Below are 25,802 nucleotides of genomic sequence, written 5' to 3' on the forward strand. Positions count from 1 at the left end.
CCGGCTGCGTACGGTCCACGGTCTCTCACGATACGTGGCAACGCGCGGCGGTGCGGCCGGGTCGAGGCAACCCGGCCGTTCCGTTCGGCGGTGGACCGGTCAGTCCGTGGGCTCGAACGTGGCGAAGGCCGTCTCCCGGAGCGCGGTGCACTCCACGCCGTCCCACTCGCTCTCCTTGCAACTGATCATGATCGAGTAGCCGTGGGTGGCGTCGGCCTTGAACCCGCGGTTGAGCACCCGGACCCGAATGCCCTGCTGGGTACGCACGAACTCCCAGTCGGCGACGGTCGGGTAGCCGTTGAACTCGACCTTCTTTATCCCGATGTGCTTGTAGCCGTTGCTGAGGGCCTTGGTGGAGGCCACGGCCGCCGTCCAGGCAGCCGCCGCGTCGTCCTTGGGGGAGGCGTTGTAGTCGACCTGGACACGCGGGAAGCCGCCGTCGGCGTTGTAGATGCGGCCCGAGTTCCTTCCCGCTATGACGTCGCGCCTGAAGTCCTCGGGCATCGCCATGCTGAAGTGGAACTGCTTGTCGGTGACCTGCTTGAACCCGGCGGGCACGGCGTCCGGGGCCGGTGCACCGGTCTCCGGATCGGGCGACGGCTTGCCGGTCGCCTCGCCCTCGCCCTCCTTCTTGCCTTCGTCGTCCTTGGCGCCGTCCTTGCCCTTGCCCGAGTCGGTGGCGCTGTCGCCACCGGAGGCGGCACCGGCCGACGCGGCCTTGTCGCCCCCGCCGCCCGTGCCGCTGCCCTTGTTGTCCTTGTCGCCGTCGCCCAGGGTAAGCGCGAGGACCGTGCCGAGGACGGCGAGCACGACGACACCGGCGATGACCGCCAGGGTGCGGCGCGGCACGACGTCCGTGATCGAGGCACGGGCCGGTGCGGCGGACGGGCCGCCGGGCCGGCGCGGCGGCGCGACGGGCCCGGAGGCCGATGCCGTGGCCGTACCCGCGGCGGGCGGAACAGCCGGCGCCTTCTCGGGCACCGGAGGAACAGCCGTGCCCGCGGCCGGTGCCTTCGCGTTCCGTACGGACCGCAGCGCACCGCGCAGTCGGTCCCGCGCGCTCTCGCCCGGACCGCTCGCGGCCGTGGCCGCGGCACCGGCCGGGGGCGTCGTGGGTGCCCCGCCCGGTGCCGCGCCTGCCGCTGTGCCCGCCGCCGCTGCGGACGCGGCTGCCGCTCCGGCCGCCTTCTTGCTTCCGCTCTTCGTGCCGGTGGTGCCGGGCAGCGCCATGACCTGCGTGGAATCGGCCGGCGGGGACACCGGACGCTCCGGAGCATTGATCACTTCGGTGAGCAGGGCTCTTGCCCCGGCGTCGTCGAGCCGCTGCTCGGGGTCCCTGGCCAGCAGGCCGTAGATGACCTCCTCCAGCGGACCCGCGTTCTTCGGCGGGTCGAGCGGTTCCGTCATCACCGCTGTCAGCGTGGCGATGGCCGAGCCCTTGTCGTACGGGGGGCAGCCCTCGACGCTCGCGTACAGCAGTCCGCCGAGCGACCACAGGTCGGCGGGCGGGCCGGGCTTGTGCCCGCGGGCACGCTCCGGCGAGATGTACGAGGGGGCACCGACGAGCATGCCCGTCGAGGTGACGGACGGGTCGCCCTCGACCTGCGCGATGCCGAAGTCGGTGAGCACGACCCGGCCGTCGTCGGAGATCAGCACGTTGGACGGCTTCACATCGCGGTGGAGGATGCCCTCGCGATGCGCCGAGCGCAGCACGTCGAGGATGGCCAGGCCGACCTCCGCGGCGCGCTTCGGCGTCAGCGTCCCGTCCTCACGGATGGCCTCGGCGAGCGACTTGCCCTCGATGAGTTCCATGACGATCCACGGCCGGTCGTCCTCGTCGACCACGTCGTAGACGGTCACGGCGCTGTTGTTGCGGATCCTCGCGATGGCCTTCGCCTCGCGCAGGGTGCGCGTGATCAGACGGCGCTTCTCGTCGTCGTCGATGGCCGAGGGGAACCGCAGTTCCTTGACCGCGACCGTGCGTCCCAGCGTCTCGTCGGCAGCACGCCAGACCGTGCCCATGCCGCCCCGGCCGAGCACCGCCCCGAGCCGGTACCGCCCCGCGAGAAGACGTCCGTCCTTGTCCCGTTGGGGCTCCCGTGACTGCTCCGCCTCCGACATGCGTCCCCTCTGCGATCAACCCGCCCTGGCAGAGCGTTCATTGTCCCTCACCCCGGGACCGGCCGTGGTGCCGGGGCCTTGGTCGGCCATGATGTGGCCGGAGGAAGGAGCCCCCCGCCGTGCCGACACTCAGGACGATGCTCGCCGCCCAGGTGGTGCTGGCCCTGCTCGCCCTGGGAACGACCAGCCTGCCCAGCGAACCACACCTCACGCCCGCATCCTCCTACCTTCCCCGGCTCGTCGTCGAGGGCGACGCCCCCGCAGCGGCCTTTCTGTCCCGTCGCGTCTCCCCCGCACCACGGGAGACCTACCGTTCCGCCGGAAGCGGGATACGGCCCGGCGACCGCTTCCGGGCAGGCAGCGTCACGAAGACATTCGTCGCGACGGTGGTCCTCCAACTCGCCGGGGAAGGCGCGCTGCAGCTGTCGGACACCGTCGACACACATCTGCCGGGCCTCGTACGCGGGCACGGCAACGACGGACGCCGCATCACGCTGCGCGCCCTGCTGACCCACACCAGCGGTCTCTACGACTACACCGAGGCGCTGCCCGCCACGGACCCCGCCGTCACGGGCGCGGCCGGTCCGTCCGCGCAGCCCCTCACGCCGGGCACCGCGGTCCGCACCGCCCTGACGCACCCTCCGGTGACGGCGCCCGGTACGTACGCGTACTCCAACACCAATTACGTCCTGCTCGGCCTGGTCGTTCAGCGCGTCACCGGACACCCGTACGCCACCGAGATACAGCGGCGCGTCCTCGATCCCCTCCGGCTGACCGGAACCTCGTTCCCCGGGGCCCGGGGAACCCTCCCCTCACCGCACTCCCGCGGCTACCACCGCTCCCCCGGTGACGGCACGCTGCGCGATGTCACCTCGGCCGGCCCACGGACGGCCGGCGCGGCCGGGGAGATGGTCTCCACGCTCGCCGATCTGACCCGCTTCTACGCGGCCCTGCTGGGCGGCCGACTGCTGCCGCCCGCCCAGCTGGCCACGCTGCTCGACACCCGCACGGCACACGGCCTGTACGCCATGGGCATCTACCCGCAGAAACTCCCGTGCGGCACCACCGTCTGGGGGCACAACGGGCACATCACCGGAAGTTACGTGCGGGCCGCCACGTCGCGCGACGGCCGCCACGTCTTCGTATTCCGGGCGAACACGGACATGCTGTCCGATCCGAACCTCGAACCGGCCCTGCTGGAGGCCGAGTTCTGCCGGGTCCGGGCCGGCGAACCCGCGTAGCGCCGGCGAGGAGGTCCTAGATCGGGACGATGTCCGGCGCCCCCAGCCGAGCCGCGTCCGCGGTCAGGTCGTCCGGCTGGCGCTGCGACTCCCGCTCGGCCTCCACGCGCTTGCGGTAGTGCTCCACCTCCCGCTCGACCTGGCCCGTGTCCCAGCCCAGCACCGGCGCCATCAGGTCCGCGCACTCGCGGGCACAGCGGGTGCCCCGGTCGAACGTCTCGATGGAGATCCGGGTGCGCCGCGTCAGTACGTCGTCGAGGTGGCGGGCGCCCTCGTGCGAGGCGGCGTAGACGACCTCGGCCCGCAGGTAGTCGTCGGCGCCGGCCAGCGGTTCGCCCAGTGACGCGTCGCCCGCGACCAGGTCGAGCAGTTCCTCGGTCATCGCGCCGTAGCGGTTGAGCAGGTGTTCCACCCGGGCGACATGGAGCCCGGTCCGGGCGGCGATCCTCGCCCGCGCGTTCCACAGGGCCCGGTAGCCCTCGGCGCCCAGCAGCGGGACGTCCTCCGTGACACAGTCGGCGACCCGCTGGTCCAGCCCGTGCACCGCCTCGTCCACCGCGTCCTTCGCCATCACGCGGTAGGTCGTGTACTTGCCCCCTGCGACGACGACGAGTCCCGGCACCGGATGCGCCACCGTGTGCTCGCGCGACAGCTTGCTCGTCGCGTCGGACTCACCGGCCAGCAGGGGCCGCAGTCCCGCGTAGACGCCCTGGACGTCATCCCGGGTCAGTGGGGTGTTCAGGACGGAATTGACGTGTTCGAGCAGATAGTCGATGTCGGCGCTGGACGCGGCCGGGTGCGCCTTGTCCAGGTCCCAGTCGGTATCGGTCGTGCCGATGATCCAGTGCCGTCCCCACGGGATCACGAAGAGCACCGACTTCTCGGTCCGCAGGATCAGCCCGGTCGAGGAGTGGATGCGGTCCTTGGGTACGACCAGATGGATGCCCTTCGACGCCCGGACGTGGAACTGTCCGCGCTCACCGATGAGCGCCTGGGTGTCGTCCGTCCACACACCGGTCGCGTTGACCACCTGCTTGGCCCTGACCTCGTACTCCCCGCCGCCCTCGACGTCCTGCACCCTGGCGCCGACGACCCGCTCCCCCTCGCGGAGGAAGCCGCTCACCCGCGCCCTGTTCGCCACGTGCGACCCGTAGCCCGCGGCCGTGCGTACCAGCGTCGCCACGAAACGGGCATCGTCCATCTGGGCGTCGTAGTACTGCAGGGCGCCGACCAGGGCGTCCTTCTTCAGGGCCGGCGCGACCCGCAGGGCACTGCGGCGCGAGAGGTGTCGGTGCACGGGCAGCCCCCGGCCGTGCCCGGAGGACACCGACATCGCGTCGTAGAGCGCGACGCCCGAGCCCGCGTACAGCCGCTCCCACCCCTTGTGCTGCAACGGATAGAGGAACGGAACAGGCTTCACCAGGTGCGGGGCCAGTCGCTCCAGGAGCAGCCCGCGCTCCTTCAGCGCCTCCCGTACGAGCGCGAAGTCCAGCATCTCCAGATAGCGCAGCCCGCCGTGGATCAGCTTGCTCGACCTGCTGGAGGTCCCGGACGCCCAGTCGCGCGCTTCGACGAGCCCGGTCGAGAGCCCTCTGGTGGCCGCGTCCAGCACCGTCCCGGCGCCGACCACGCCCGCCCCCACGACCAGTACGTCCAGTTCGCGCTCGGCCATCGCGGCGAGCGCCGCCGTGCGCTCCGCGGGTCCCAGTGTCGCTGTCCTCACTGCTGCCTCCCGGTAGATCGGGGTGGTCCGGCACGGGAGCGGGGACCGGCCGCGAGGCCGGGCACCCGTGCCCACCATCCGATTCTGTCCGCGGTCCACGACTTCAGCCACCGCCTGTGGACAACACCCGGTCGACGAGAGTCACAGAATGCGACATATAGGTCATATTTACGCCTAGTCTGACATTGCGCTGTCCCCAGCAGTTGCGCTTTCTGTCTTCTTGGTCTTAGGGAAGGACGGCCCTCGACATGCCCGCCGACCTCGCTGTCATCGGACTCGGTCACCTAGGCCTGCCCCTCGCCCAAGCAGCCGTCGCCGCCGGAATCCACACCGTCGGCTACGACACCGATCCCCGCCCCTACGCCGAACTCTCCGCAGGCCGTACACCGGTCGAGGGATCCCTCAGCGCCTCCGACATCCGGCGGATGCTGTCCGGGGGATTCAGGCCCACCGCCGACCCGGCCGAGCTGGGCCGGGTCCGCACCGCCGCGATCTGCGCCCCCACCCCGCTGGGTCCCGACCGCACCCTCGACCTCGGCGCGGTGACCGACGCGGCCCGCGCCCTCGCCGCCCGGCTGCGCCCGCACACCACCGTGCTGCTGGAATCGGCCGTGCCCCCCGGAACCACGGAGAACGTCGTCCGGCCGCTCCTGGAGGAGGGCTCCGGACTGCGCGCCGGACGCGATTTCCACCTCGCGCACTCCCCCGGTCGTCTCGATCCCGGCAACCGCACCCATGTCTTCGCCAACACCCCCAAGGTCATCGGCGGTCTCACCCCCGCCTGCACGGAGTCCGCCGCCGCCTTCTACGGACGGCTCACCGACAAGGTCGTCCGGGCCCGCGGGCCGCGCGAGGCCGAGATGACGAAGGTCCTCGAAACGAACTTCCGGCACGTCAACATCGCCCTGGTCAACGAGATGGCGGTGCTCTGCCACGACCTCGGTGTCGACCTCTGGGACGTCATCCGGTGCGCCGAGACGAAGCCCTTCGGCTTCCAGCCGTTCCGCCCCGGCCCCGGTGTCGGAGGCCACGGCGCTCCCGTGGACCCCGGCTACCTCCCGTACAACAGCCGCACCCCCGGCCACCCGCTGCGCATGGTCTCGCTCGCCCAGGAGATCAACGACCGGATGCCGAGTTACGTGATCCAGCGCTGCGCCACCCTGCTGAACGAGCACGGCAAGTCCGTCCGGAGCGCGCGGGTGCTGCTTCTCGGCGTCACGTACAAGCCGGACCTCGCCGACCAGGAGGCCTCCCCCGCCCGGGAGATCGCGACACGGTTGATGGACATGGGTGCCCAGATCGGCTACCACGACCCGCACGTCCTGGACTGGCGCGTGCGCGAACTGCCGGTTCCGCGTGCCGACTCGCTGTACGAGGCGGCAGCCGGCGCGGACCTGACCGTCCTGCTCCAGCACCACCGCACGTACGACCTCCAGGGACTCGCCGTGAAGGCCCAACTCCTCCTGGACACCCGGGGAGCCACCCCGGCCGGAGCCGCTCACCGGCTCTAGGAACTGGCCCACCGGCCAGTCCCCGCAAGGATTCCGGTGGGCCATGTCGGTACGGACTGCTAGCCTGCGGCGTCACATCTCGCACAGTCGTGCGCATCCGTCCCAGGGGGAACAACCATCATGAGCCAGCCCGTGCAGCCGCCGAACCCGCCGCAGCACCAGCCTGCCGACGGCAACCCGTACGCGGGCCAGCAGCCCGGCACCCCGACCGGCAACCCGTACGCGGGCCAGCAGCCCGGCACCCCGACCGGCAACCCGTACGCGGGCCAGCAGCCCGGCCAGTTCGGCGGCGGCGCCCCGTTCGCTCCCGTCGCGCCGCTCCGCAACAACGTCGGCCTCGGCGTGCTGGCCGCCCTCGGCACCGCGATCGTCGCGGCGATCCTGTACGGCGTGATCGCCGGTGCCATCGAGCGCGAGGTCGGTTACGCGGCCGTCGGTGTCGGATTCATCGTCGGCTTCGCGGCGAGCAAGGTCGGCGGGTCCAACCCCGGCGTCCTCGTCTCCAGTGCCGTCTTCTCCCTCGGCGGCGTCTTCCTCGGCCAGCTCATCGGGATGTCCGTGGTCCTGGCGGACGCTCTCGGCGTGGGCTTCTCCGAGGTCTTCTTCGAGCACTTCAGCGATGTGCTGGACATCTGGAAGGAGGAGGCCGACTTCATGACGTACCTCTTCCTCGCCCTGGGTCCGGTCGCCGCCTTCGGTGGCGCCAGGAAGGCCGGCTGACCAGCGGCACGGCATGCGGGAGGGCCCGGACCACCGAGGTGGTCCGGGCCCTCCCGCATGTGTACCCGAAGGGGCGTCAGCGGCGGTGCTGCGAGTCCGCGACCGTCACCTCGACGCGCTGGAACTCCTTGAGGTCGCTGTAGCCCGTGGTGGCCATCGCCCGGCGCAGCGCGCCGAAGATGTTCATCGAGCCGTCGGGGTTGTGCGAAGGGCCGGTCAGGACCTCCTCCGTCGTGCCGACGGAGCCCAGGTCGACCAGCTTGCCGCGCGGCACGTCCTCGTGGACGGCTTCCATGCCCCAGTGCCGGCCGCGGCCGGGCGCGTCCGTCGCACGGGCCAGCGGGGAGCCCATCATCACGGCGTCCGCGCCGCAGGCGATCGCCTTGGGCAGGTCGCCGGACCAGCCGACACCGCCGTCCGCGATCACGTGCACGTACCGGCCGCCGGACTCGTCCATGTAGTCGCGGCGGGCCCCGGCCACGTCGGCGACCGCGGTCGCCATGGGGACCTGGATACCGAAGACGTTGCGCGTGGTGTGCGCGGCGCCGCCGCCGAAGCCGACGAGGACACCGGCCGCGCCGGTGCGCATCAGGTGCAGGGCCGCGGTGTACGTGGCGCAGCCGCCGACGATCACCGGGACGTCCAGCTCGTAGATGAACTGCTTCAGGTTGAGCGGCTCGGCGGCGCCGGAGACGTGCTCGGCCGAGACCGTCGTGCCGCGGATGACGAAGATGTCCACGCCCGCGTCGACCACGGCCTTGGAGAACTGCGCGGTGCGCTGCGGCGAGAGCGCCGCGGCGGTGACGACACCTGAGTCGCGCACCTCCTTGATGCGCTGCCCGATCAGCTCCTCCTGGATGGGGGCGGAGTAGATCTCCTGGAGCCGCGGGGTGGCGGTCTCGACGGGCATCTCGGCGATCTCGTCGAGGAGCGGCTGCGGGTCGGCGTGCCGGGTCCACAGCCCCTCGAGGTTGAGGACGCCCAGGCCGCCCAGCTCACCGATGCGGATGGCGGTCTGCGGGGAGACCACCGAGTCCATGGGAGCGGCCAGGAAGGGCAGCTCGAAACGGTAGGCGTCGATCTGCCAGGCGATCGAGACCTCCTTCGGGTCACGGGTACGACGGCTCGGCACGACAGCGATGTCGTCGAACGCGTAAGCCCGCCGACCGCGCTTGCCGCGCCCGATCTCGATCTCAGTCACGATGATGTGGCCTTTCCTCTACGTCTGCGCTGACCAGTATCCCCGACACACACATGAGGGGCGGTCCCGGGAACCCCGGACCGCCCCTCACCTGCGCTGATGCGTTACTTCCTGCTGTAGTTCGGTGCTTCGACCGTCATCTGGATGTCGTGCGGGTGGCTCTCCTTGAGACCCGCCGAGGTGATCCGTACGAAGCGCCCGTTCGCCTGGAGCTCCGGGACCGTCCGGCCGCCGACGTAGAACATCGACTGGCGCAGACCGCCGGTGAGCTGGTGGACGACCGCGGACAGCGGGCCGCGGTACGGGACCTGGCCCTCGATGCCCTCGGGGACCAGCTTCTCGTCGGAGGCGACGCCCTCCTGGAAGTAGCGGTCCTTGGAGTACGAGCGCTGGTCGCCCCGGGTCTGCATCGCGGCGAGCGAACCCATGCCGCGGTACGACTTGAACTGCTTGCCGTTGATGAACAGCAGCTCGCCCGGGGACTCCTCGCAGCCCGCGAGCAGCGAGCCGAGCATCACGGTGTCCGCGCCGGCCACCAGGGCCTTGGCGATGTCGCCGGAGTACTGCAGGCCGCCGTCGCCGATGACCGGGACGCCGGCCGCCTTGGCGGCGAGCGAGGCCTCGTAGATCGCGGTGACCTGCGGGACGCCGATGCCGGCGACCACACGCGTGGTGCAGATGGAGCCGGGTCCGACGCCGACCTTGATGCCGTCGACTCCCGCGTCGATCAGCGCCTGGGCGCCGTCGCGGGTGGCGATGTTGCCGCCGATGACGTCGACCCCGGACGCGTTCGACTTGATCTTGGCGACCATGTCGCCGACGAGCCGGGAGTGACCGTGCGCGGTGTCCACGACGATGAAGTCGACACCGGCCTCGGCGAGCGCCTGCGCCCGCTCGAAGGCGTCGCCCGCGACACCGACGGCGGCGCCGACGAGCAGCCGGCCCTCCTTGTCCTTCGCGGCGTTCGGGTACTTCTCGGCCTTGACGAAGTCCTTGACGGTGATGAGGCCCTTGAGGATCCCGGCGTCGTCGACCAGCGGAAGCTTCTCGATCTTGTGGCGGCGGAGCAGCTCCATGGCGTCCACGCCGGAGATGCCCACCTTGCCCGTGACCAGCGGCATCGGCGTCATGACCTCGCGCACCTGGCGCCCGCGGTCGGACTCGAAGGCCATGTCGCGGTTGGTGACGATGCCGAGCAGCTTGCCCGACGCGTCGGTGACCGGGACACCGCTGATGCGGAACTTGGCGCAGAGCTGGTCCGCTTCGCGCAGCGTCGCGTCAGGGTGCACCGTGATCGGGTCGGTGACCATGCCGGACTCGGAGCGCTTGACCAGGTCGACCTGGTTGGCTTGGTCGGCGATGGAGAGATTGCGGTGCAGAACACCCGCGCCGCCCTGCCGGGCCATGGCGATCGCCATGCGCGCCTCGGTGACCTTGTCCATCGCCGCGGAGAGCAGCGGGATGTTCACCCGCACGTTCTTCGAGATGTGCGAGGAGGTATCGATCTGATCGGGCGCCATGTCGGACGCGCCGGGCAGCAGCAGCACGTCGTCGTATGTCAGCCCGAGCGTCGCGAATTTCTCGGGCACTCCGTCGACGTTTGCAGTCATGACACCTTCCCCAAATGGCCTTGATCGGTGCGGATGTCCATGCTAACGGGCTCGCGGGGTGTCTCATTCCACGATCAAGATCACCTGGCGGTTTCGTGGCTTCGTACAGAACGGCACGTGCCGCCCCGCCCCGCCCCGACTACTGCCCCGCGAGAGCCCTCAGCCTGCTCAGCGCGCGGTGCTGGGCGACCCGCACCGCACCCGGGGACATCCCGAGCATCTGTCCGGTCTCCTCCGCGGTCAGTCCGACCGCGACCCGCAGAACCAGCAGCTCGCGCTGGTTCTCCGGGAGGTTGGCGAGAAGCTTCTTGGCCCATGCGGCATCGCTGCTGAGCAGCGCACGCTCCTCCGGGCCGAGCGAATCGTCGGGCCGCTCCGGCATCTCGTCGGAGGGCACGGCCGTCGATCCGGGGTGCCGCATCGCGGCACGCTGGAGGTCGGCGACCTTGTGGCCCGCGATGGCGAAAACGAAGGCCTCGAAGGGTCTGCCGGTGTCCTTGTACCGCGGCAGCGCCATCAGCACCGCGACACACACCTCCTGCGCCAGGTCCTCCACGAAGTGGCGAGCATCACCGGGAAGCCGGTTCAGCCGGGACCTGCAGTACCGCAGGGCAAGGGGGTGGACATGAGCCAGCAGATCGTGAGTGGCCTGTGCGTCGCCGTCGACGGCACGGTGCACCAGAGCACCGATCGCCGTCGTCTCGTCGTCACGCATCGGACCATGGTGCCCTGACGCCGTCCGATCCGCGGCATCGCGTCCTGAGTTGTGCACCGAAGCGTTATGAGCGGGTGCGCCGGATGTCATGTCCTGCGCCCTCCCCTTCCGCTCGACCGAATCGTTCCCGAGGAACTCCACATCTCAAGGATGCGTCATCGGCCGGGAAGCGTCACGCACCGCTGGTGGGGAGGGCCCGGCCGCAGGTCCGCCGCCACCGTCGTCCCGTCCGCGGATGGGCGGACGGGATCGTCACGGCTACCGGCCGCACCGCGGCATCAGCGGACCAGACCCCAGCGGAAGCCGAGCGCCACGGCGTGGGCACGGTCCGAGGCGCCGAGCTTCTTGAACAGCCGCCTGGCGTGGGTCTTCACGGTGTCCTCCGAGAGGAACAGCTCACGCCCGATCTCCGCGTTGGAGCGGCCGTGGCTCATGCCTTCGAGCACCTGGATCTCGCGCGCGGTGAGCGTGGGTGCCGCACCCATCTCGGCGGACCGCAGCCGGCGCGGGGCGAGCCGCCACGTCGGATCGGCGAGTGCCTGGGTCACGGTCGCCCGCAGTTCGGCGCGCGAGGCGTCCTTGTGCAGATAGCCGCGGGCCCCGGCGGCGACCGCGAGAGCCACCCCGTCCAGGTCCTCGGCGACGGTCAGCATGATGATCCTGGCCCCGGGGTCCGCCGAGAGCAGCCGCCGGACCGTCTCCACACCCCCCAGACCGGGCATGCGTACGTCCATCAGAATCAAATCCGAACGGTCGGCTCCCCAGCGGCGGAGGACTTCCTCGCCGTTGGCCGCCGTCGTCACGCGCTCGACGCCGGGCACGGTCGCAACCGCGCGGCGGAGCGCTTCTCGGGCAAGCGGGGAGTCGTCGCAGACGAGGACGGATGTCATGACCGTCCTCCGCAGCTGATGCGCGTCACCTTGAGCCTCCAGGCTGATACAAGTCGTCACCTGTGCGGTTGACCCCCTCGGACATCTGCCCGAGCTCGTTGTCCGTCAACCGCCTCCGCCTTCTCAACGATGGTCACTCGAAAGAGTTACGGGTCGAAGCAACCGGATCGGCACTCTAAGTGAGGGGCCGCACACGGAGGAGAACTGCGCGGGATCATTCACCCGTCAACCGGCCCCTCACCCTTGAGCATGCCCCATTTAGCGGGTTTTCTTCCCTTTTGCTGCTGTCTGTGGCTAGATTCGCAATCAGTCATATTTACATCTACTAACACCGTAGATGTACGGTCGGGACTCCGGTCACCGACGGTCAATGACGGTCGAGGATGCCGTTTCCGACTCAGCAAGGTTTCGAGGGGACACGCAATGGCAGATTTCTCCCGCCTTCCCGGACCCAACGCAGATCTGTGGGACTGGCAGTTGCTGGCCGCCTGCCGTGGGGTCGACAGCTCTCTGTTCTTCCACCCGGAAGGAGAACGCGGGGCGGCACGGAGCGCTCGCGAGACCTCGGCGAAGGAGGTCTGCATGCGCTGCCCGGTACGCGCCGAGTGCGCGGCACACGCCCTGGCGGTACGGGAGCCCTACGGCGTATGGGGCGGCCTGACCGAGGACGAGCGCGAGGAGCTCATGGGCCGCGCCCGCAACCGTCTGATCTCGGCCCACTCGGCCGCCACCCAGGGCCCCGGACACACCTGACACCCACGACGTACCGGTCGACGCAGAAACGTTTCTTCACCTCTGGCGCACCCTCCGCCCGGACGCGGCGCACCGGGTGCGGCGGGCGTCGGCCCGCTCAGCGCGCGGCCGCCAGGGACAGCTGATCCAGGGTGGCCGCCACCGCCGGGACCCGGGCCAGGTCAGGCAGGGTCAGCGCGACGATCTCCCGCTCCACGGCGGGCTCCACCGTGACGGTGCGGGCCCCCTTGGGGCGTACCGACTCGATCGCCAGCTCCGGCAGGACGGCAACGCCGAGCCCCGCCCCGACCAGGCCGATCACCGCCGGGTAGTCGTCCGTCGCGAAATCGATCCGGGGGGTGAATCCGGACGCCTCGCAGACCTCCACCAGCTGACGCCGGCAGCGCGGGCAGCCCGCGATCCACGGCTCGTCGGCCAGCTCGCCGATGCCCACGGAGTCCGCCCCCGCCAGCCGGTGACCCTCGGGCACCAGGCCGATCAGCCGGTCCGCGAGCAGCGGGCGCACCACCAGGTCGTCCCACTCGCCGCCGGGCGCCCCGTAGCGGAACGCCAGAGCGATGTCGCAGTCCCCGTCGCGGAGCATCTCCACCGACCTCGGCGGCTCGGCCTCGACGAGCGAGACGCGGGTGCCGGGGTGCGCGGCACGCAGGGCCGCCAGGGCGCCCGGCACGAGGGTGGAGCTCCCGCTCGGGAACGAGACGAGCCGTACCCGGCCGGCCCGCAGGCCTGCGATCGCGGCCACCTCCTCCTCCGCCGCGGTCAGGCCCGCGAGGATGCCGGACGCGTGGCGCACCAAGGCCTCACCGGCCTGGGTGAGCCTCATCTCGCGCCCGGTGCGGATCAGCAGCGGGGTACCCGCCGAGGACTCCAGGGCCTTCATCTGCTGGCTGACGGCGGGCTGGGTGCAGCCCAGGTCGCGCGCGGCGGCGGAGAACGAACCGGTGGTGGCCACGGCGCGCAGGACACGGAGATGACGGGCTTCGATCACCCCTCAACCATAAGCGAGTCTTGAGGGATCAGCCGATTTATCATGAACATCTTTGAGGGTCGAGTGGTTAGCGTGTTCGCATGAAGCTGCTGACTGTGAATCTGGGACGCCCCGAGGCGTCCGAGCACACCCAGGGCCCCGACGGGCTCACGGGAATCGACAAGCGCCCGACCGGCGGCCCCGTACGGGTCTGCGACCCGGGCCCCAGGGGCACGGGCGGCAGTGGTCTGGCCGGTGACAGTGTCTGCGACCTGCGGTTCCACGGCGGCTCCGACCAGGCGGTGTACGCCTTCGCCCGCGAGGAGCTGGACACCTGGGAGAAGGAGCTGGGCCGCACCCTGCCCAACGGCACGTTCGGCGAGAACCTGACGACCCTCGGCCTGCCGGTGAGCACCGCCAGGATCGGGGAGCGCTGGCGGGTCGGCGGCGAGCTCCTCCTGGAGGTGACCTCGGGCCGCATTCCGTGCCGTACGTTCGCGGGTCACTTGGGCGAGAAGGGCTGGATCGCCCGGTTCACGCGCGCGGCGGCCACCGGCGCGTATCTGCGCGTGATCGAACCGGGGACGATACGTGCCGGGGACCCCGTCGCGATCGTGCACCGCCCGGACCACGAGGTCACCGCAGCACTGGAGTTCCGGGCGGTCACGACCGAACGGGGGCTGCTGCCGCAGCTGTTGGCCGCCGGGGACGCACTGCACCCGGAGGCGCTGCGCCAGGCGCGGGAGTACGTGGCGAAGCACGGGTCGTGACCATCCCCCGGGCGGATGAACGGCCCGTGGTCACCGGGCACTAACGTGCCGCGTATGACGACTGCACTGATTACGGGCGCGACGGCGGGGATCGGGGCCGCCTTCGCACGGCGGCTCGCGGGTGACGGGCACAATCTGGTGCTGGTGGCGCGTGACACCGAACGGCTGCGGGTCCAGGCCACGGAGCTGCACGACCGGCACGGCATCGAGGCGGAGGTCCTGAGGGCCGACCTGTCCACCGACTCGGGGATCGAGGCGGTCGAGGCGCGCCTGGGGGACCGCCAGAACTCCGTGGACCTGCTGGTCAACAACGCCGGGTTCGGCAACAAGGGCCGCTATCTGGACGTTCCCATGGCGGCCGAGCTGACCATGCTGAAGGTGCACTGCGAGGCCGTGCTGCGGCTGACCTCGGCAGCGGCAGCCGGGATGCAGGAGCGCGGACGCGGCGGGGTGGTCAACGTGGCCTCCGTGGCCGCCTTCCTGCCCCGGGGTACGTACGGGGCGTCGAAGGCATGGGTCGTGCAGTTCACCCAGGGCGCGGCCAAGGACCTCGCGGGGTCGGGGGTACGCCTGATGGCCCTGTGTCCCGGCTTCGTACGGACGGAGTTCCACGAGCGGGCCGGCATGGGGACGGGCAACATCCCGGACTGGATGTGGCTCGACGCGGACAAGCTGGTCTCGACGGCCCTGGCCGATCTGGCCCGGGGCAAGTCGGTGTCGATTCCCGACCCACGGTACAAGGCGCTGATGGGCCTGGTGAAGGTGGCACCGCGGGGTCTGCTGGGCGGGGTGACGTCCCGCGCGGGTCGCACGTACGGCCCCAAGTACGGATCCGAGTAGCGGGCGGGCCGGGCGGTGCCCCCGGCCGGGCGAGCGCGAAAAGACCGAGGCCCGGTGCCCCCGCGACGGGGGTACCGGGCCTCGGTGGTGTACCGGGTCGTACTAGTGGGAGTGTCCGTGCCCGTGACCGGCGTCGGACTCGTCCTCGGCCGGCTTCTCGACGACCAGGGTCTCGGTCGTGAGCAGCAGCGACGCGATGGACGCGGCGTTCTCCAGGGCGGAGCGGGTGACCTTGACCGGGTCGATGACGCCGGCCTTCACCAGGTCGCCGTACTCGCCGGTCGCGGCGTTGAAGCCCTGGCCCTTGTCGAGCTCGGCGACCTTCGCGGTGATGACGTAGCCCTCGAGGCCCGCGTTCTCCGCGATCCAGCGCAGCGGCTCGACGGCGGCGCGGCGCACGACCGCGACACCCGTGGCCTCGTCGCCGGTCTTGCCGAGGTTGCCCTCGAGGACCTTGACGGCGTGGACCAGAGCGGAGCCACCACCGGAGACGATGCCCTCCTCGACCGCGGCGCGGGTCGCGGAGATGGCGTCCTCCAGACGGTGCTTCTTCTCCTTGAGCTCCACCTCGGTGGCAGCACCGACACGGATCACGCACACGCCGCCGGCCAGCTTCGCGAGGCGCTCCTGGAGCTTCTCGCGGTCCCAGTCGGAGTCCGTGGACTCGATCTCGGCCTTGATCTGGTTGACGCGGCCCTTGACGTCGGCGGACTCGCCGCCGCCGTCGACGATGGTCGTGTCGTCCTTGGAGACGGTGACGCGGCGGGCGGTACCCAGCACGTCCAGACCGGCCTGGTCGAGCTTGAGGCCGACCTCCTCGGCGATGACGGTCGCACCCGTGAGGGTGGCGATGTCGCCGAGCATGGCCTTGCGGCGGTCACCGAAGCCCGGGGCCTTCACCGCGACGGCGTTGAAGGTGCCACGGATCTTGTTGACGACGAGGGTGGAGAGCGCCTCGCCCTCGACGTCCTCGGCGATGATCAGCAGCGGCTTGGAACCACCCGACTGGATGACCTTCTCCAGCAGCGGGAGCAGGTCCTGGATGGAGCCGATCTTGCCCTGGTGGATCAGGATGTACGGGTCGTCGAGGACGGCCTCCATACGCTCCTGGTCGGTCACCATGTACGGGGACAGGTAGCCCTTGTCGAAGGCCATGCCCTCGGTGAACTCGAGGTCCAGACCGAAGGTGTTGGACTCCTCGACGGTGATGACACCGTCCTTGCCGACCTTGTCCATCGCGTCCGCGATGAGCTCGCCGACCTGTGCGTCCTGCGCGGAGAGCGCGGCGACGGCGGCGATGTCGGACTTGTCGTCGATCGGACGGGCGGTCGCGAGGAGCTCCTCGGACACGGCCTTGACCGCGGCGTCGATGCCCTTCTTCAGGGCTGCCGGGGACGCGCCCGCGGCGACGTTGCGCAGACCCTCGCGGACGAGTGCCTGGGCCAGCACGGTGGCGGTGGTGGTGCCGTCACCGGCCACGTCGTTGGTCTTGGTCGCCACCTCCTTCACCAGCTGGGCACCGAGGTTCTCGTACGGGTCGTCGAGCTCGACCTCGCGTGCGATGGTGACACCGTCGTTGGTGATGGTGGGAGCGCCGAACTTCTTGTCGATGACGACGTTGCGGCCCTTGGGGCCGATCGTCACCTTGACCGTGTCGGCAAGCTTGTTGACGCCGCGCTCAAGGGCGCGACGGGCGTCCTCGTCGAACTTCAGAATCTTCGCCATGGGCTGTACTTCCCTCTCGAACGAACTGCGCCCCTCGCCGCCCGGCTAGGTATTTCGCAGGGGGCCAGGGGCGCAGAACACAAGCAAACGTGGGTGAATTACTTCTCGATGATCGCGAGCACGTCGCGAGCCGAGAGGACGAGGTACTCCTCGCCGTTGTACTTCACCTCGGTGCCGCCGTACTTGCTGTACAGAACGACATCGCCGGTCTTGACGTCGAGCGGAAGGCGCTCGCCGTTCTCGAAGCGGCCCGGGCCCACGGCCAGGACGACGCCCTCCTGGGGCTTCTCCTTGGCGGTGTCCGGAATGACCAGGCCAGAAGCCGTGGTCTGCTCGGCGTCGAGCGGCTGGACCACAATGCGGTCCTCGAGCGGCTTGATCGCAACCTTGGAGCTGGTGGTCGACACGATCCGGTCTCCCCCTTCGGAGATCTCACGGGGTTTAACAGTCTGTGGGTGGCGACCAGGTCGATCCGTCGTCGCGGGTGCCGGACCTGCCCTGTCGCGCAGTGGTGCTGGCACTCTCCAGTGGGGAGTGCCAGACCTGAGACTATGACCGCGATTAGCACTCGGTCAAGCGGAGTGCCAATTCACCACCCGCGCGTGGCGGGGTGACCGGACCTCCGGGCCGCACGGGGCCCGGTGCCGAACGGGATTCCGCACCGTCGCCGTACGGACAACGCGGGGGCGTGCCGCGGCGTTCCGCACCTCCAGGACGGCTTACGCGGAGAGCGGCGGCGACGCCCACGCACCGCTCCAGGGGCACGCGCGGGACCGGAACCTCTCAGACGTAGTCCTCCAGCCTGGCCACGGCGTACCCCTTGTCAGTGATCGTCTTCATGACCTGGCGGACCATGTCCGCCATGGATCCCTTCCAGTCCGCGCGCCCGCGGAAGTGGGTGAGGATGATGTCGCCGGGGTGCAGGTCCCGGTCCCACTCCCGCCATTCCATGTGGTCGGGGAAGGCCTCCGCGTTCCACAGGGGCACGGCCTCGACTCCGCAGGACTTCGCGATGCGCAGGGTGTCGCGGTTGTAGTTGCCGTACGGCGGCCGGAAGAGGGTGGGCCGCTTCCCGAAGTACTTCTCGATCTTGTCCTGTTCGCCGCAGATCTCCCGCCGCTGATCGGCCTTCGAGAGCCCCGGCAGATAGCGGTGGTTCAGCGTGTGGTTGCTGAGGGTGACGCCGCGGGCCTGCATCTCCTTGAAGTAGCCGTAGTTGTCGCTCGCCAGGTAGTCGCTGAGGAAGGCGCTGTACGGGATCTTCAGCTCCGTCATCATGCGCAGCAGTTCGGGGTCCTTCTCCGCACCGTCGTCCATCGTCAGGAAGACGATCCGCTCCTTGGTCGGAACGGTGGTGAAGACCGGCGGCAGTCCTTCCCCGCCCTCGACCTCGAAACCCTTTCGGGTGGTGATGCGTGGCTTCACGGCGGGCGGCGCCGGGGCGGCCAGGGGGACCTTGGCCAGCCCCCACTTCTTCGCGGCGGCCGCGCGGGCGGCCCGCTCCCGCTTCAGCCGCTCGGCATAGGTGTCGACCGCGGGGGCCGGCCCCGCCTGGGCGCCCGCGCCCGGCTGCCCCGCGGCCGGTTTCCCCCGCGCGCCCCCGCCGCCGGACTCCGCCGCACACCCGGAGGCGACGGCTGCGGCCAGCAGGGCGATCAGAACGGCACAGACCGTTCTATGGTGCTTTGTAGTCTGCTTTTCGTTTTGTCGTACTAGCTGCATGGCGCCGCATCCTGCCAGCCGGTCACCGGCCTCCTCCCGCGACACCTCCACCGGAACCGCCGCGTCCCCCGGCTGGCTCACAATGGACTCGTGAACGCCGCCCACTCCCCCGACGATCCCGCCGATCCCGCAGGCCCCGCCGGTCCCGCAGAGTCCGCCGGTCCCGCAGATCCGCTCGTGGCCTTCGCCGCTCTGCGCAGCCCCGAGGGCACGGCGCTCCTGGACGAACTGCGCGACTACGACCCCGCCCGGGAGCTGGCCACGGCCACCCGGCTGCGCCGCTCCCACCCGGCCGGCCTGGTGTCGGCCGCGCTGGGCCAGGCGCGGCTGCGGCAGCGGGCTGCGGCGAAGTTCGGTGCCGAGGACGCGTACCGGATGTTCTTCACCCCGAACGGAGTGGAACAGGCGACCCGGACCTCGGTCGCCACCTACCGCGCCGCACGGTTCGCCGGCCTCGGCGGCGTGCGGAGCGTGGCCGACCTGTGCTGCGGGATCGGCGGGGACGCGATCGCCCTCGCACGGGCGGGGATCTCGGTCCTGGCCGTGGACCGCGACCCGCTGACCGCCGAGGTCGCCCGCGCCAATGCCGAGGCGCTCGGCCTCGACGGCCTCATCGAGGTGCGGTGCACCGACGTCACGGAGATCGACACCTCCCCGTACGACGCGGTCTTCGTCGACCCGGCCAGGCGTGGCGGGCGCGGCAGGATCTTCGACCCCGAGGCGTACTCGCCGCCGCTCTCCTGGGCGACCGCGGCCGCGCTGAAGGCCCCCCGCGCGGCGCTGAAGATCGCCCCCGGTGTCCCGCACGAGGCGATCGGACCGCAGGCGGAAGCCGAGTGGATCTCGGACGGCGGTGATGTGAAGGAGGCCGTGCTGTGGTTCGGCGAGGGCTTCACCCCGGGTGCCTTCCGGGCCACCCTGCTGCCCTCCCGCGCCACCCTGGTGGCCGCAGCCCCGCTCCCCGCACCGCCCGTCGGCCCCGTCGGACGCTTTCTGTACGAGCCCGACGGCGCCGTCATCCGCGCCCATCTGGTCGCCGACATCGTGGAACGGTGCGGTGGCAGGCTGGTCGACGAGACGATCGCGTACGTCACGAGCGATCAGCCGTACGACTCCGACTGCACGGCCGCGTACGAGATCACCGATGAGCTGCCCTTCAACATGAAGAAGCTGAAAGCCCTGCTGCGGGAGCGGAAGGTCGGCGTCCTGACCGTCAAGAAGCGCGGATCGGCGGTCGAACCCGAGGAACTGCGGCGGAAGATGAAGCTCCAGGGGCCGCATGCGGCCACCGTGTTCCTCACCCGGGTGGCCGGCGCCCCGACGATGCTGATCGGGCACCCCGTGAAGCAGCCCTGATCAGTGGCGGGCGCCGCCGTCCACCCGGACCGGCGGCTCGGCCGGCGCCCCCATCAGCACCCCCACCACCCAACGGCGGTGGGCGAACGCCTTGACGACGCCGATCAGTCCGGTCAGCCAGGCGACGAGCCCGAGCCCCATCAGGAACGCCACCATGCCGTACGTCTCCTGGCCGGCCCTGGCCGTGGCCGGGACGATCACGCAGGTGTACAGGCCCACCGCACACAGCAGGTACGACGTCAGCATCCAGAGCAGTCCGGCCACGGGCCGGCGCAGCGGTACGTCGCCCACCGGGTCCCGGTCGAGCCCGCCCCATTGCGCCAGCAGCCGGCGCACCCGACGGTCCCTGCGCACACCGAGAGCGACGAAGACGGCCGGGGGAACCAGCAGGCCGCCACCGACGATGACGCAGACGAGGCCCATGAACGTGCTGATGACGTCGGAGGACTCCTCGAAGGTGAGCATCGCTGTGCCGACGAACGACCAGCCGAGCGCGGCAAGTCCCGCCCACAGCCACAGCATTCCCAGCCGGCCCGGCCCGATGTGCATCCTGACGAGCTCGCCGAGGACCAGCGCCCTGTCCCGCAGCAGGGCGTCCCGGTCGGGCCAGGAACGCATCTCCACGGGCGGCGGTGGAGGCGGCAGCGGGGAACGGGGTGGCATGGACAAGACACTACCCAGAGGGTGAACGGACCCGTGACCCGCTCCGACTCCCGCAGTGGGAAACGGAATCGCGACGGCCGACGCGCAACCGGCCGGACCCGCCCGGCCGTCCCAGGTTCCGGATACAGTACGGCTCGTTTCGAGTCCAACCAGGCCGGCCGGGGGCAGCAGCACGATGAGTCATCAACACCAGGAAAGCGACGGGGTCTTCCAGCCGCTGGAGGAGAGCGATCCGCGGACGGTGGCCGGCTACCGGCTCACCGCGAAGCTCGGTTCCGGCGGGATGGGCAAGGTCTACCTCTCGTACACGCCGGGCGGACGGCCCGTCGCGATCAAGGTGATCCGGCCGGACTTCAGCGAGGACGCGGAGTTCCGCCGGCGGTTCCAGCAGGAGGTGCAGGCCGCCCAGCGCGTGCAGGGCCTGTACACCGCGCCGGTCATCGACAGTGACACCGACGGCGGCCGGCCCTGGCTGGCCACCGCGTACGTGCCCGGCCCGTCCCTCGCGGCGGCCGTCGGCGAGCACGGGCCGCTGCCCGTGCCCGCCGTGCTCCTGCTGGTCGCCGGGATCGCCGAGGCGCTCCACGTCATCCACGGCGCGGGCATCGTCCACCGGGACCTGAAGCCGTCCAACGTGCTCCTCGCCGCCGACGGGCCGCGCGTCATCGACTTCGGCATCGCCCGCGCCGCCGACGCCACCTCGCTGACCGGCAGCGGTGTCACGATCGGGACCCCCGCCTTCATGTCGCCCGAGCAGGCCTCGGGACGGCAGGTGACCGCGGCGACCGACCTCTTCGCGCTCGGGCTCGTCGCGGCCTATGCGGCAACGGGCTCCCCCGCCTTCGGCGAGGGCGCCTCGCACGGCGTGCTGTACCGGATCGTGCACGAGGAGCCGGATCTGACCGCGGTCCCCGAGCAGTTGAAGGAGCTCGTCACCCGGTGTCTGGCCAAGGCACCGGAGGACAGGCCCTCGGTCACCGAGGTGATCGAGCTGTGCCGCACCGCCAACAGTGAGACGCAGCTGCGCCGTCCGGAGGACTGGCTGCCGCGCGCGGTCGCCGCCGACATCAGCGGCCGGACCGCGGCACCCGCCCCGGACCGGACCCCGCCGCCCCCGACCGTGGCACCGACCGCCCCGGCAACGGCCCCCGCGACGCACCCGCCGACCGCCCCGGCCGCCCAGGTGACCCCGCAGCCCCCGACCGTCACGGCGGCCCCGGCGCCCGGCGCGTACGGGTACCCGACACCTCCGCCGTCCGCAGGGCACCAGCAGCAGCCGGTACCGGGCTACGGCTACCCCGTTCCCACCCAGCAGCCCCAGCAGCATGCGCAGCAGCCCGGCGGGTACGGCTACCCGACCGGGCCCCACGCGTATCCGACGGCGCAGGTACCGCCCGCCGGACCCGCCCGTCCCAAGAAGCGCACCGGAAAGTTCGTCGCGATCGGGCTGGCCGCCGCGCTGCTCATCGGCCTCGGCGGTGGCCTCGCCGCCTACGAACTGCTCGACGGCGACGGCAGCGAGGACAAGGGGAAGCAGGCCCAGGCGGACGGCAAGGAGAAGGTGCCCGCCGCGAACACCTCGTCGGACGCCCCGTCCGAGGGATCCGGGGAACCGTCGGACGACGGCGGGGACGACTCCGCGCCGCTGCCCGACCCCGAGCCGGTCGTCTACAAGGGCATCGACCTCACCGGCGGCTACCACCTCAACTTCGCCGATGCCACGGACAGTCCGCTCGACGGGTCCGAGGGCGACTTCGCCTACAGCTCCATCAGCAGCGTGGTCCGCACCAGCGATTCCATGATCCTGCTGAACCCCGGCCAGCAGGGCAGCCTCGACACCTGCCGGTCGGAGACCCGTTACTCCACCGACCTCGACGTGGACCGGCTCGTGAGGGGCACCCAGATCTGTGTCCGCACCGACACCGGCCACCTCGGACTCGTCGTCGTCCGCGCCCTCCCCTCGGAAACGGCGGCCAGCAACTACATGACGCTGGACGTCACGGTGTGGCGCAACGCCCTGAAGGTCGACGAGTCCTGAACCGGCCCGGAGCCGGTGAGGGGATCAGGTCAGCGGGTACGACTTCCTGCCGGACGCCTCGTCGATCTCGTCGTGTGCCTTGGTGAGCAGCTTCATCGCCAGTTCGTTGAGCGCACGGGCACCCGCGATCTCCTCGCCGACTCTCGGCTGCTCCGCATCGGAGGGGTGGCGGCTGGCGTAGCCGTGCGCCCGCACCTCGGTACCGTCGCTGAGACGTACGAGAGCGGCGGCGCGGGTGCGGTGGGTGTCCTCTTCGAATTCCAGCTCGATATGCCACCCGACAGTGGTCTCCATCATGGCGGGTCACCTCCCGAAGTCCCTGCTTCCAGGGTGCGCCCGTTTCCCCGGCCGCGCACGATGTGCGGCGTGTCCGGCCGGAGGGGGCTCAGGCGTCCCGCAGTGTCCGGATGTCCAGCTTGCGCATGCCGAGCATCGCCTTCATCACCCGCTCCGCCCTGTCCTTGTCGGGGTCGGCCAGCAACTCCGGCAGGGCGCGGGGAACGATCTGCCAGGACAGCCCGTACCTGTCCTTGAGCCACCCGCACATGCTCTCCTCGCCGCCCTCCGTGAGCCTGTCCCAGAACCGGTCCACCACCTCCTGCGTCCCGCAGTCGACGGAGAGCGAGACGGCCTCGCTGAAGTGGAACATCGGTCCTCCGTTGAGGCCGATGTACTCCTGGCCGGCGAGCCGGAAGTCGACGGTCATGACCTTGCCCGCCTCCCCGGTGACGTCTCGGTGTAGTGGGTGATGTCGGCCTCGGGGAACATCGGTACAGCGGTTGGCGCTGAGAACGATCATGATCAGGGTGTGAGCGTGCTGACCCGGTTCTCGTACTCGCGGCGGGCCTTGCGCTGGGCCGGTACCGATGGGACGCCCTGGGCGCCGTCGAGCGGCTGGCAGCGGGCGAGGAGCGGGTGGTGCACCGCGGGGACGGCGGTCACGCGCAGGGTGTAGCCCTGGCCGCGCCGTACGGTCGCCCCCTGGTCGAGCGCGGTGCGCTCAGCCGGCTCCAGCTCGGTGGTGCGGAGGTAGTCGGCGACCTTGCCGGGCATGTCGAGGGTGACCGGCAGTTCCGGGGCGGGGGCGTCCTCCTCGATGGCGGTGTGGTTGGGCAGGAGGTCGGCGACGGCCGTGCGGATGGCGCCGCGGCTGACGCCGTGGTCGCGGGCGAGGGCGGCGATCGAGCGGCCTTCCAGGTACGCGGTGCGTACGGCGTCGGTCTTCGCGGCCGCCACGGCGGGGCGGCGTCCGCCCTTGCTGCCGTTGGCCTCGGCGGCCCGCAGTCCGTCGTACGTCAGCTCTCGCTGGAGGTCGCGCTGGAGTTCGCCGGCGGCGGCGAGGGTCTGCACCATGAACGTCACGGTGGACAGCAGTTCGCCGGTGCGCGGGTGGCGGGCGGTGAGGTCCGTCGCGGAGAACGCGCCGTCGTGGATGCGCAGGGCGACCTGGTCACAGTGGAGGACGTCGAGCACGTCGAGGATGTGGCCGGTGCCGCGGACGAGGCGGAACATCTCGGAGATGTGCACTGTGTCGCCCGGCCGCGCGTAGTTCAGCAGCTCACGGAATTTCGGCCGCTGGAGCGGGTGGAGGCGGCTGGAGGTGCCCGGGTCCTCCTCGAAGACGACCGGGTCCTCGATCCCGGCCTCGTTCAGGACGAGGTTCTGCCGGGCGGTCGACTGCTCGTCGGTCGAGACCCGCTTGTAGACCAGGTTCGCCACCGAGGGGCCCCTTCCGTACGGAGGATCGGACCCCGTCTGTCGTCAAACCCCGTCATCAATGACCATCGGATCTGATTGGATTCGCGCCGCCGCGAACCCCTGGATTGCAAGGGTTCACTGAACGTATCGGCCGTCTGTCGTCAAACGATCGTTTGACGACAGGCAGACGGGCTTTGCCGCGGCGCAGGCCGGCGGACGGTTCAGCCCGCTGCCGGGTGTGGGTTCAGCGTGCGCGGCTGACCATCGCGGTGAAGGCGGCTTCGGCTCGGCCGATGTCGTCGAGTTGCTTGAGGATGTCGCCGGGGGTGCCTTCGCCGACGGCCTTCCGCAGGAGCGGGGTCGCGGGTGCGGCCTTTCCCTGCACGTCTTGTGCCGCTGCGTCGATCCCCCGCAGGTGGGACCGCGCATCCGGCCAATGTGTCGGCGCTCGGCTGGCCCTTTCGTCAGTCGGTTCCGGAAGGATCAGCACCAAACATCTATTTTCGGATTATTTTGTTTGAACAATCCCAGTATTGGGCCATTTGACGGACCTAGTCTCGGGCTGAGCGTCTGAAGGCGTAGCACGAGTGAGGGGAACAAGGTCGACATGGCTCATTGGAAGAAGATCGCGGGCGGTCTGACGGGGATCTCGGCGGGGTCGCGGTCGAACGTGTGGGGCGTGAACTCGGAGGCGAGGATCTACCGGTTCACCAACGACGACGCCACTCCGTGGCACAACGTCCCCGGCGGGCTGACCGACATCAGCGCGGCGGCCGACGGCACCGTCTGGGGTGTCAACGCCAACGCCGAGATCTACCGCTACATCGGCGACCAGGGCACCACCGGCCACTGGAAGAAGATCGCGGGCGGTCTGGTGAAGATCTCCGCCGGGTCGCGGTCGAACGTGTGGGGCGTGAACTCGGAAGGGAAGGTCTACCGGTTCACCAACGACGACGCCACTCCGTGGCACGGCGTCCCCGGCGGGCTGACCGACATCAGCGCGGCGGCCGACGGCACCGTCTGGGGTGTCAACGCCAACGCCGAGATCTACCGCTACATCGGCGACCAGGGCACCACCGGCCACTGGAAGAAGATCGCGGGCGGTCTGGTGAAGATCTCGGCGGGATCGCGCTCCAACGTCTGGGGCGTCAACTCGCAGGGGCAGATCTACCGGTTCACCAACGACGACGCCACTCCGTGGCACGGCGTCCCCGGCGGGCTGACCGACATCAGCGCGGCGGCCGACGGCACCGTCTGGGGCGTCAACGCCAACGCCGAGATCTACCGCTACACCGGCGACCAGCCCTGAGCCGAGTCGGCCTGCGCTCTGCGCCCCGTCACCGAACCGCGGTGACGGGGCGCGGCTGGTTCGTCCCGAACAACACGACGGCGGAGTCACCGCCGAAGACCGAGACGTAGAAGTTCGCCGCGTCCTCCGCCTGGTCGTCGAACCACAGACAGGGCCTGATCTTCTGCATGGTCTTCTCCTTGCCGCGTCGAGCTGCTCGGGAACGCTGCGCAAGGTAGACCGCGCCGGG

25 protein-coding genes are annotated in these 25,802 nt (G+C 70.5%); 9 read left to right on the top strand and 16 right to left on the bottom strand.

Going from position 1 to position 25,802, the window contains the following annotated elements; translation table 11 throughout:
- Positions 1-99: 99 nt before the first annotated feature.
- Positions 100-2,121: a serine/threonine-protein kinase gene (locus OG844_RS23120; protein WP_406392777.1), complete on the bottom strand. Its 2,022-nt coding sequence runs from the start codon at positions 2,119-2,121 to the stop codon at positions 100-102.
- A gap of 119 nt (positions 2,122-2,240) precedes the next feature.
- Between OG844_RS23120 and OG844_RS23125 the strand changes: the two genes are divergently transcribed.
- Entirely contained in the window at positions 2,241-3,362 is a 1,122-nt protein-coding gene (locus OG844_RS23125; protein ID WP_406392779.1) for a serine hydrolase domain-containing protein, read from the top strand.
- Between the two features lie 16 nt (positions 3,363-3,378).
- Here OG844_RS23125 and OG844_RS23130 read toward each other — a convergent pair whose 3' ends face one another.
- Positions 3,379-5,085, bottom strand: a complete 1,707-nt coding sequence (locus tag OG844_RS23130; protein WP_406392781.1) for a glycerol-3-phosphate dehydrogenase/oxidase — start codon at positions 5,083-5,085, stop codon at positions 3,379-3,381.
- 248 nt (positions 5,086-5,333) lie between these two features.
- On the opposite strand from OG844_RS23130, the gene OG844_RS23135 reads away from it, so the two are divergent.
- The gene (locus OG844_RS23135) at positions 5,334-6,596 is read left to right on the top strand and encodes a nucleotide sugar dehydrogenase (RefSeq protein WP_406392783.1); all 1,263 of its coding nucleotides are present in this window, start codon (positions 5,334-5,336) and stop codon (positions 6,594-6,596) included.
- 120 nt (positions 6,597-6,716) lie between these two features.
- Positions 6,717-7,316 (top strand): hypothetical protein, encoded by a 600-nt coding sequence (locus OG844_RS23140; protein ID WP_406392784.1) that lies wholly within the window; start codon positions 6,717-6,719, stop codon positions 7,314-7,316.
- Positions 7,317-7,392: 76 nt separating this feature from the next.
- Here the strand turns inward: OG844_RS23140 and OG844_RS23145 are convergent, their stop codons facing one another.
- The 4 genes from OG844_RS23145 to OG844_RS23160 all read right to left on the bottom strand — a co-directional run bounded on the left by OG844_RS23145 (position 7,393) and on the right by OG844_RS23160 (position 11,732).
- Positions 7,393-8,517, bottom strand: a complete 1,125-nt coding sequence (locus OG844_RS23145) for a GuaB3 family IMP dehydrogenase-related protein (RefSeq protein ID WP_329208224.1) — start codon at positions 8,515-8,517, stop codon at positions 7,393-7,395.
- Positions 8,518-8,621: 104 nt separating this feature from the next.
- Positions 8,622-10,127, bottom strand: coding sequence for an IMP dehydrogenase (guaB, locus tag OG844_RS23150; protein ID WP_406392786.1), 1,506 nt, complete (start codon positions 10,125-10,127; stop codon positions 8,622-8,624).
- 139 nt (positions 10,128-10,266) lie between these two features.
- Positions 10,267-10,842, bottom strand: coding sequence for a sigma-70 family RNA polymerase sigma factor (locus tag OG844_RS23155; RefSeq protein WP_351170100.1), 576 nt, complete (start codon positions 10,840-10,842; stop codon positions 10,267-10,269).
- A 278-nt stretch (positions 10,843-11,120) separates the two neighbouring features.
- Positions 11,121-11,732 (bottom strand): response regulator transcription factor, encoded by a 612-nt coding sequence (locus OG844_RS23160; protein ID WP_003948568.1) that lies wholly within the window; start codon positions 11,730-11,732, stop codon positions 11,121-11,123.
- A 423-nt stretch (positions 11,733-12,155) separates the two neighbouring features.
- Between OG844_RS23160 and OG844_RS23165 the strand changes: the two genes are divergently transcribed.
- Entirely contained in the window at positions 12,156-12,485 is a 330-nt protein-coding gene (locus tag OG844_RS23165) for a WhiB family transcriptional regulator (RefSeq protein ID WP_383805134.1), read from the top strand.
- A 97-nt stretch (positions 12,486-12,582) separates the two neighbouring features.
- On the opposite strand, the gene OG844_RS23170 is transcribed toward OG844_RS23165, so the two are convergent.
- The gene (locus OG844_RS23170; RefSeq protein WP_406392789.1) at positions 12,583-13,473 is read right to left on the bottom strand and encodes a LysR family transcriptional regulator; all 891 of its coding nucleotides are present in this window, start codon (positions 13,471-13,473) and stop codon (positions 12,583-12,585) included.
- Positions 13,474-13,553: 80 nt separating this feature from the next.
- Here OG844_RS23170 and OG844_RS23175 point away from each other — a divergent pair, with 80 nt between their 5' ends.
- Positions 13,554-14,222, top strand: coding sequence for an MOSC domain-containing protein (locus OG844_RS23175; RefSeq protein ID WP_406392790.1), 669 nt, complete (start codon positions 13,554-13,556; stop codon positions 14,220-14,222).
- 54 nt (positions 14,223-14,276) lie between these two features.
- Positions 14,277-15,062, top strand: coding sequence for an SDR family NAD(P)-dependent oxidoreductase (locus OG844_RS23180; RefSeq protein WP_406392791.1), 786 nt, complete (start codon positions 14,277-14,279; stop codon positions 15,060-15,062).
- Between the two features lie 102 nt (positions 15,063-15,164).
- Here OG844_RS23180 and groL read toward each other — a convergent pair whose 3' ends face one another.
- The 3 genes from groL to OG844_RS23195 form a co-directional block, all read right to left on the bottom strand.
- Positions 15,165-16,787 (bottom strand): chaperonin GroEL, encoded by a 1,623-nt coding sequence (gene groL, locus OG844_RS23185; RefSeq protein ID WP_406392793.1) that lies wholly within the window; start codon positions 16,785-16,787, stop codon positions 15,165-15,167.
- A 98-nt stretch (positions 16,788-16,885) separates the two neighbouring features.
- Entirely contained in the window at positions 16,886-17,194 is a 309-nt protein-coding gene (gene groES / locus OG844_RS23190; RefSeq protein WP_028439209.1) for a co-chaperone GroES, read from the bottom strand.
- Between the two features lie 376 nt (positions 17,195-17,570).
- Positions 17,571-18,509: a polysaccharide deacetylase family protein gene (locus tag OG844_RS23195; RefSeq protein ID WP_406392795.1), complete on the bottom strand. Its 939-nt coding sequence runs from the start codon at positions 18,507-18,509 to the stop codon at positions 17,571-17,573.
- A 90-nt stretch (positions 18,510-18,599) separates the two neighbouring features.
- Between OG844_RS23195 and OG844_RS23200 the strand changes: the two genes are divergently transcribed.
- Positions 18,600-19,865 (top strand): THUMP-like domain-containing protein, encoded by a 1,266-nt coding sequence (locus tag OG844_RS23200; RefSeq protein WP_406392797.1) that lies wholly within the window; start codon positions 18,600-18,602, stop codon positions 19,863-19,865.
- Here OG844_RS23200 and OG844_RS23205 read toward each other — a convergent pair whose 3' ends face one another.
- Entirely contained in the window at positions 19,866-20,528 is a 663-nt protein-coding gene (locus tag OG844_RS23205; protein WP_406392798.1) for a hypothetical protein, read from the bottom strand.
- 175 nt (positions 20,529-20,703) lie between these two features.
- On the opposite strand from OG844_RS23205, the gene OG844_RS23210 reads away from it, so the two are divergent.
- Positions 20,704-22,566, top strand: coding sequence for a serine/threonine-protein kinase (locus tag OG844_RS23210; protein ID WP_406392800.1), 1,863 nt, complete (start codon positions 20,704-20,706; stop codon positions 22,564-22,566).
- A gap of 24 nt (positions 22,567-22,590) precedes the next feature.
- Here the strand turns inward: OG844_RS23210 and OG844_RS23215 are convergent, their stop codons facing one another.
- The 4 genes from OG844_RS23215 to OG844_RS23230 all read right to left on the bottom strand — a co-directional run bounded on the left by OG844_RS23215 (position 22,591) and on the right by OG844_RS23230 (position 24,649).
- Complete coding sequence (locus tag OG844_RS23215; RefSeq protein WP_406392802.1) at positions 22,591-22,863, bottom strand: DUF1876 domain-containing protein; 273 nt, start codon at positions 22,861-22,863, stop codon at positions 22,591-22,593.
- A gap of 88 nt (positions 22,864-22,951) precedes the next feature.
- Positions 22,952-23,272 (bottom strand): VOC family protein, encoded by a 321-nt coding sequence (locus OG844_RS23220; protein WP_406392804.1) that lies wholly within the window; start codon positions 23,270-23,272, stop codon positions 22,952-22,954.
- Between the two features lie 95 nt (positions 23,273-23,367).
- Positions 23,368-24,285 carry a recombinase family protein gene (locus OG844_RS23225; RefSeq protein WP_406392805.1) on the bottom strand — a complete coding sequence of 306 codons (918 nt, stop codon included), beginning with the start codon at positions 24,283-24,285 and terminating at the stop codon, positions 23,368-23,370.
- A gap of 223 nt (positions 24,286-24,508) precedes the next feature.
- On the bottom strand, positions 24,509-24,649 hold the full coding sequence (locus tag OG844_RS23230) for a hypothetical protein (RefSeq protein ID WP_406392806.1): 141 nt from the start codon (positions 24,647-24,649) through the stop codon (positions 24,509-24,511).
- A gap of 222 nt (positions 24,650-24,871) precedes the next feature.
- Between OG844_RS23230 and OG844_RS23235 the strand changes: the two genes are divergently transcribed.
- The gene (locus OG844_RS23235) at positions 24,872-25,573 is read left to right on the top strand and encodes a tectonin domain-containing protein (RefSeq protein ID WP_406392807.1); all 702 of its coding nucleotides are present in this window, start codon (positions 24,872-24,874) and stop codon (positions 25,571-25,573) included.
- Between the two features lie 28 nt (positions 25,574-25,601).
- On the opposite strand, the gene OG844_RS23240 is transcribed toward OG844_RS23235, so the two are convergent.
- Positions 25,602-25,742: a VOC family protein gene (locus tag OG844_RS23240; RefSeq protein WP_406392809.1), complete on the bottom strand. Its 141-nt coding sequence runs from the start codon at positions 25,740-25,742 to the stop codon at positions 25,602-25,604.
- Between the last annotated feature and the right edge of the window lie 60 nt (positions 25,743-25,802).

The organism is Streptomyces sp. NBC_00887, assembly GCF_045207585.1.

Excerpts from the sequence above, each read along its gene's own strand:
- OG844_RS23120 (WP_406392777.1), bottom strand. The coding sequence starts at position 2,121 with ATGTCGGAGGCGGAGCAGTCACGGGAGCCCCAACGGGACAAGGACGGA.
- OG844_RS23135 (WP_406392783.1), top strand. The coding sequence starts at position 5,334 with ATGCCCGCCGACCTCGCTGTCATCGGACTCGGTCACCTAGGCCTGCCC.
- OG844_RS23140 (WP_406392784.1), top strand. The coding sequence starts at position 6,717 with ATGAGCCAGCCCGTGCAGCCGCCGAACCCGCCGCAGCACCAGCCTGCC.
- guaB (WP_406392786.1), bottom strand. The coding sequence starts at position 10,127 with ATGACTGCAAACGTCGACGGAGTGCCCGAGAAATTCGCGACGCTCGGG.
- OG844_RS23155 (WP_351170100.1), bottom strand. The coding sequence starts at position 10,842 with ATGCGTGACGACGAGACGACGGCGATCGGTGCTCTGGTGCACCGTGCC.
- OG844_RS23160 (WP_003948568.1), bottom strand. The coding sequence starts at position 11,732 with ATGACATCCGTCCTCGTCTGCGACGACTCCCCGCTTGCCCGAGAAGCG.
- OG844_RS23165 (WP_383805134.1), top strand. The coding sequence starts at position 12,156 with ATGGCAGATTTCTCCCGCCTTCCCGGACCCAACGCAGATCTGTGGGAC.
- OG844_RS23175 (WP_406392790.1), top strand. The coding sequence starts at position 13,554 with ATGAAGCTGCTGACTGTGAATCTGGGACGCCCCGAGGCGTCCGAGCAC.
- OG844_RS23180 (WP_406392791.1), top strand. The coding sequence starts at position 14,277 with ATGACGACTGCACTGATTACGGGCGCGACGGCGGGGATCGGGGCCGCC.
- groL (WP_406392793.1), bottom strand. The coding sequence starts at position 16,787 with ATGGCGAAGATTCTGAAGTTCGACGAGGACGCCCGTCGCGCCCTTGAG.
- OG844_RS23195 (WP_406392795.1), bottom strand. The coding sequence starts at position 18,509 with ATGCAGCTAGTACGACAAAACGAAAAGCAGACTACAAAGCACCATAGA.
- OG844_RS23205 (WP_406392798.1), bottom strand. The coding sequence starts at position 20,528 with ATGCCACCCCGTTCCCCGCTGCCGCCTCCACCGCCGCCCGTGGAGATG.
- OG844_RS23210 (WP_406392800.1), top strand. The coding sequence starts at position 20,704 with ATGAGTCATCAACACCAGGAAAGCGACGGGGTCTTCCAGCCGCTGGAG.
- OG844_RS23215 (WP_406392802.1), bottom strand. The coding sequence starts at position 22,863 with ATGATGGAGACCACTGTCGGGTGGCATATCGAGCTGGAATTCGAAGAG.
- OG844_RS23220 (WP_406392804.1), bottom strand. The coding sequence starts at position 23,272 with ATGACCGTCGACTTCCGGCTCGCCGGCCAGGAGTACATCGGCCTCAAC.
- OG844_RS23235 (WP_406392807.1), top strand. The coding sequence starts at position 24,872 with ATGGCTCATTGGAAGAAGATCGCGGGCGGTCTGACGGGGATCTCGGCG.
- OG844_RS23240 (WP_406392809.1), bottom strand. The coding sequence starts at position 25,742 with ATGCAGAAGATCAGGCCCTGTCTGTGGTTCGACGACCAGGCGGAGGAC.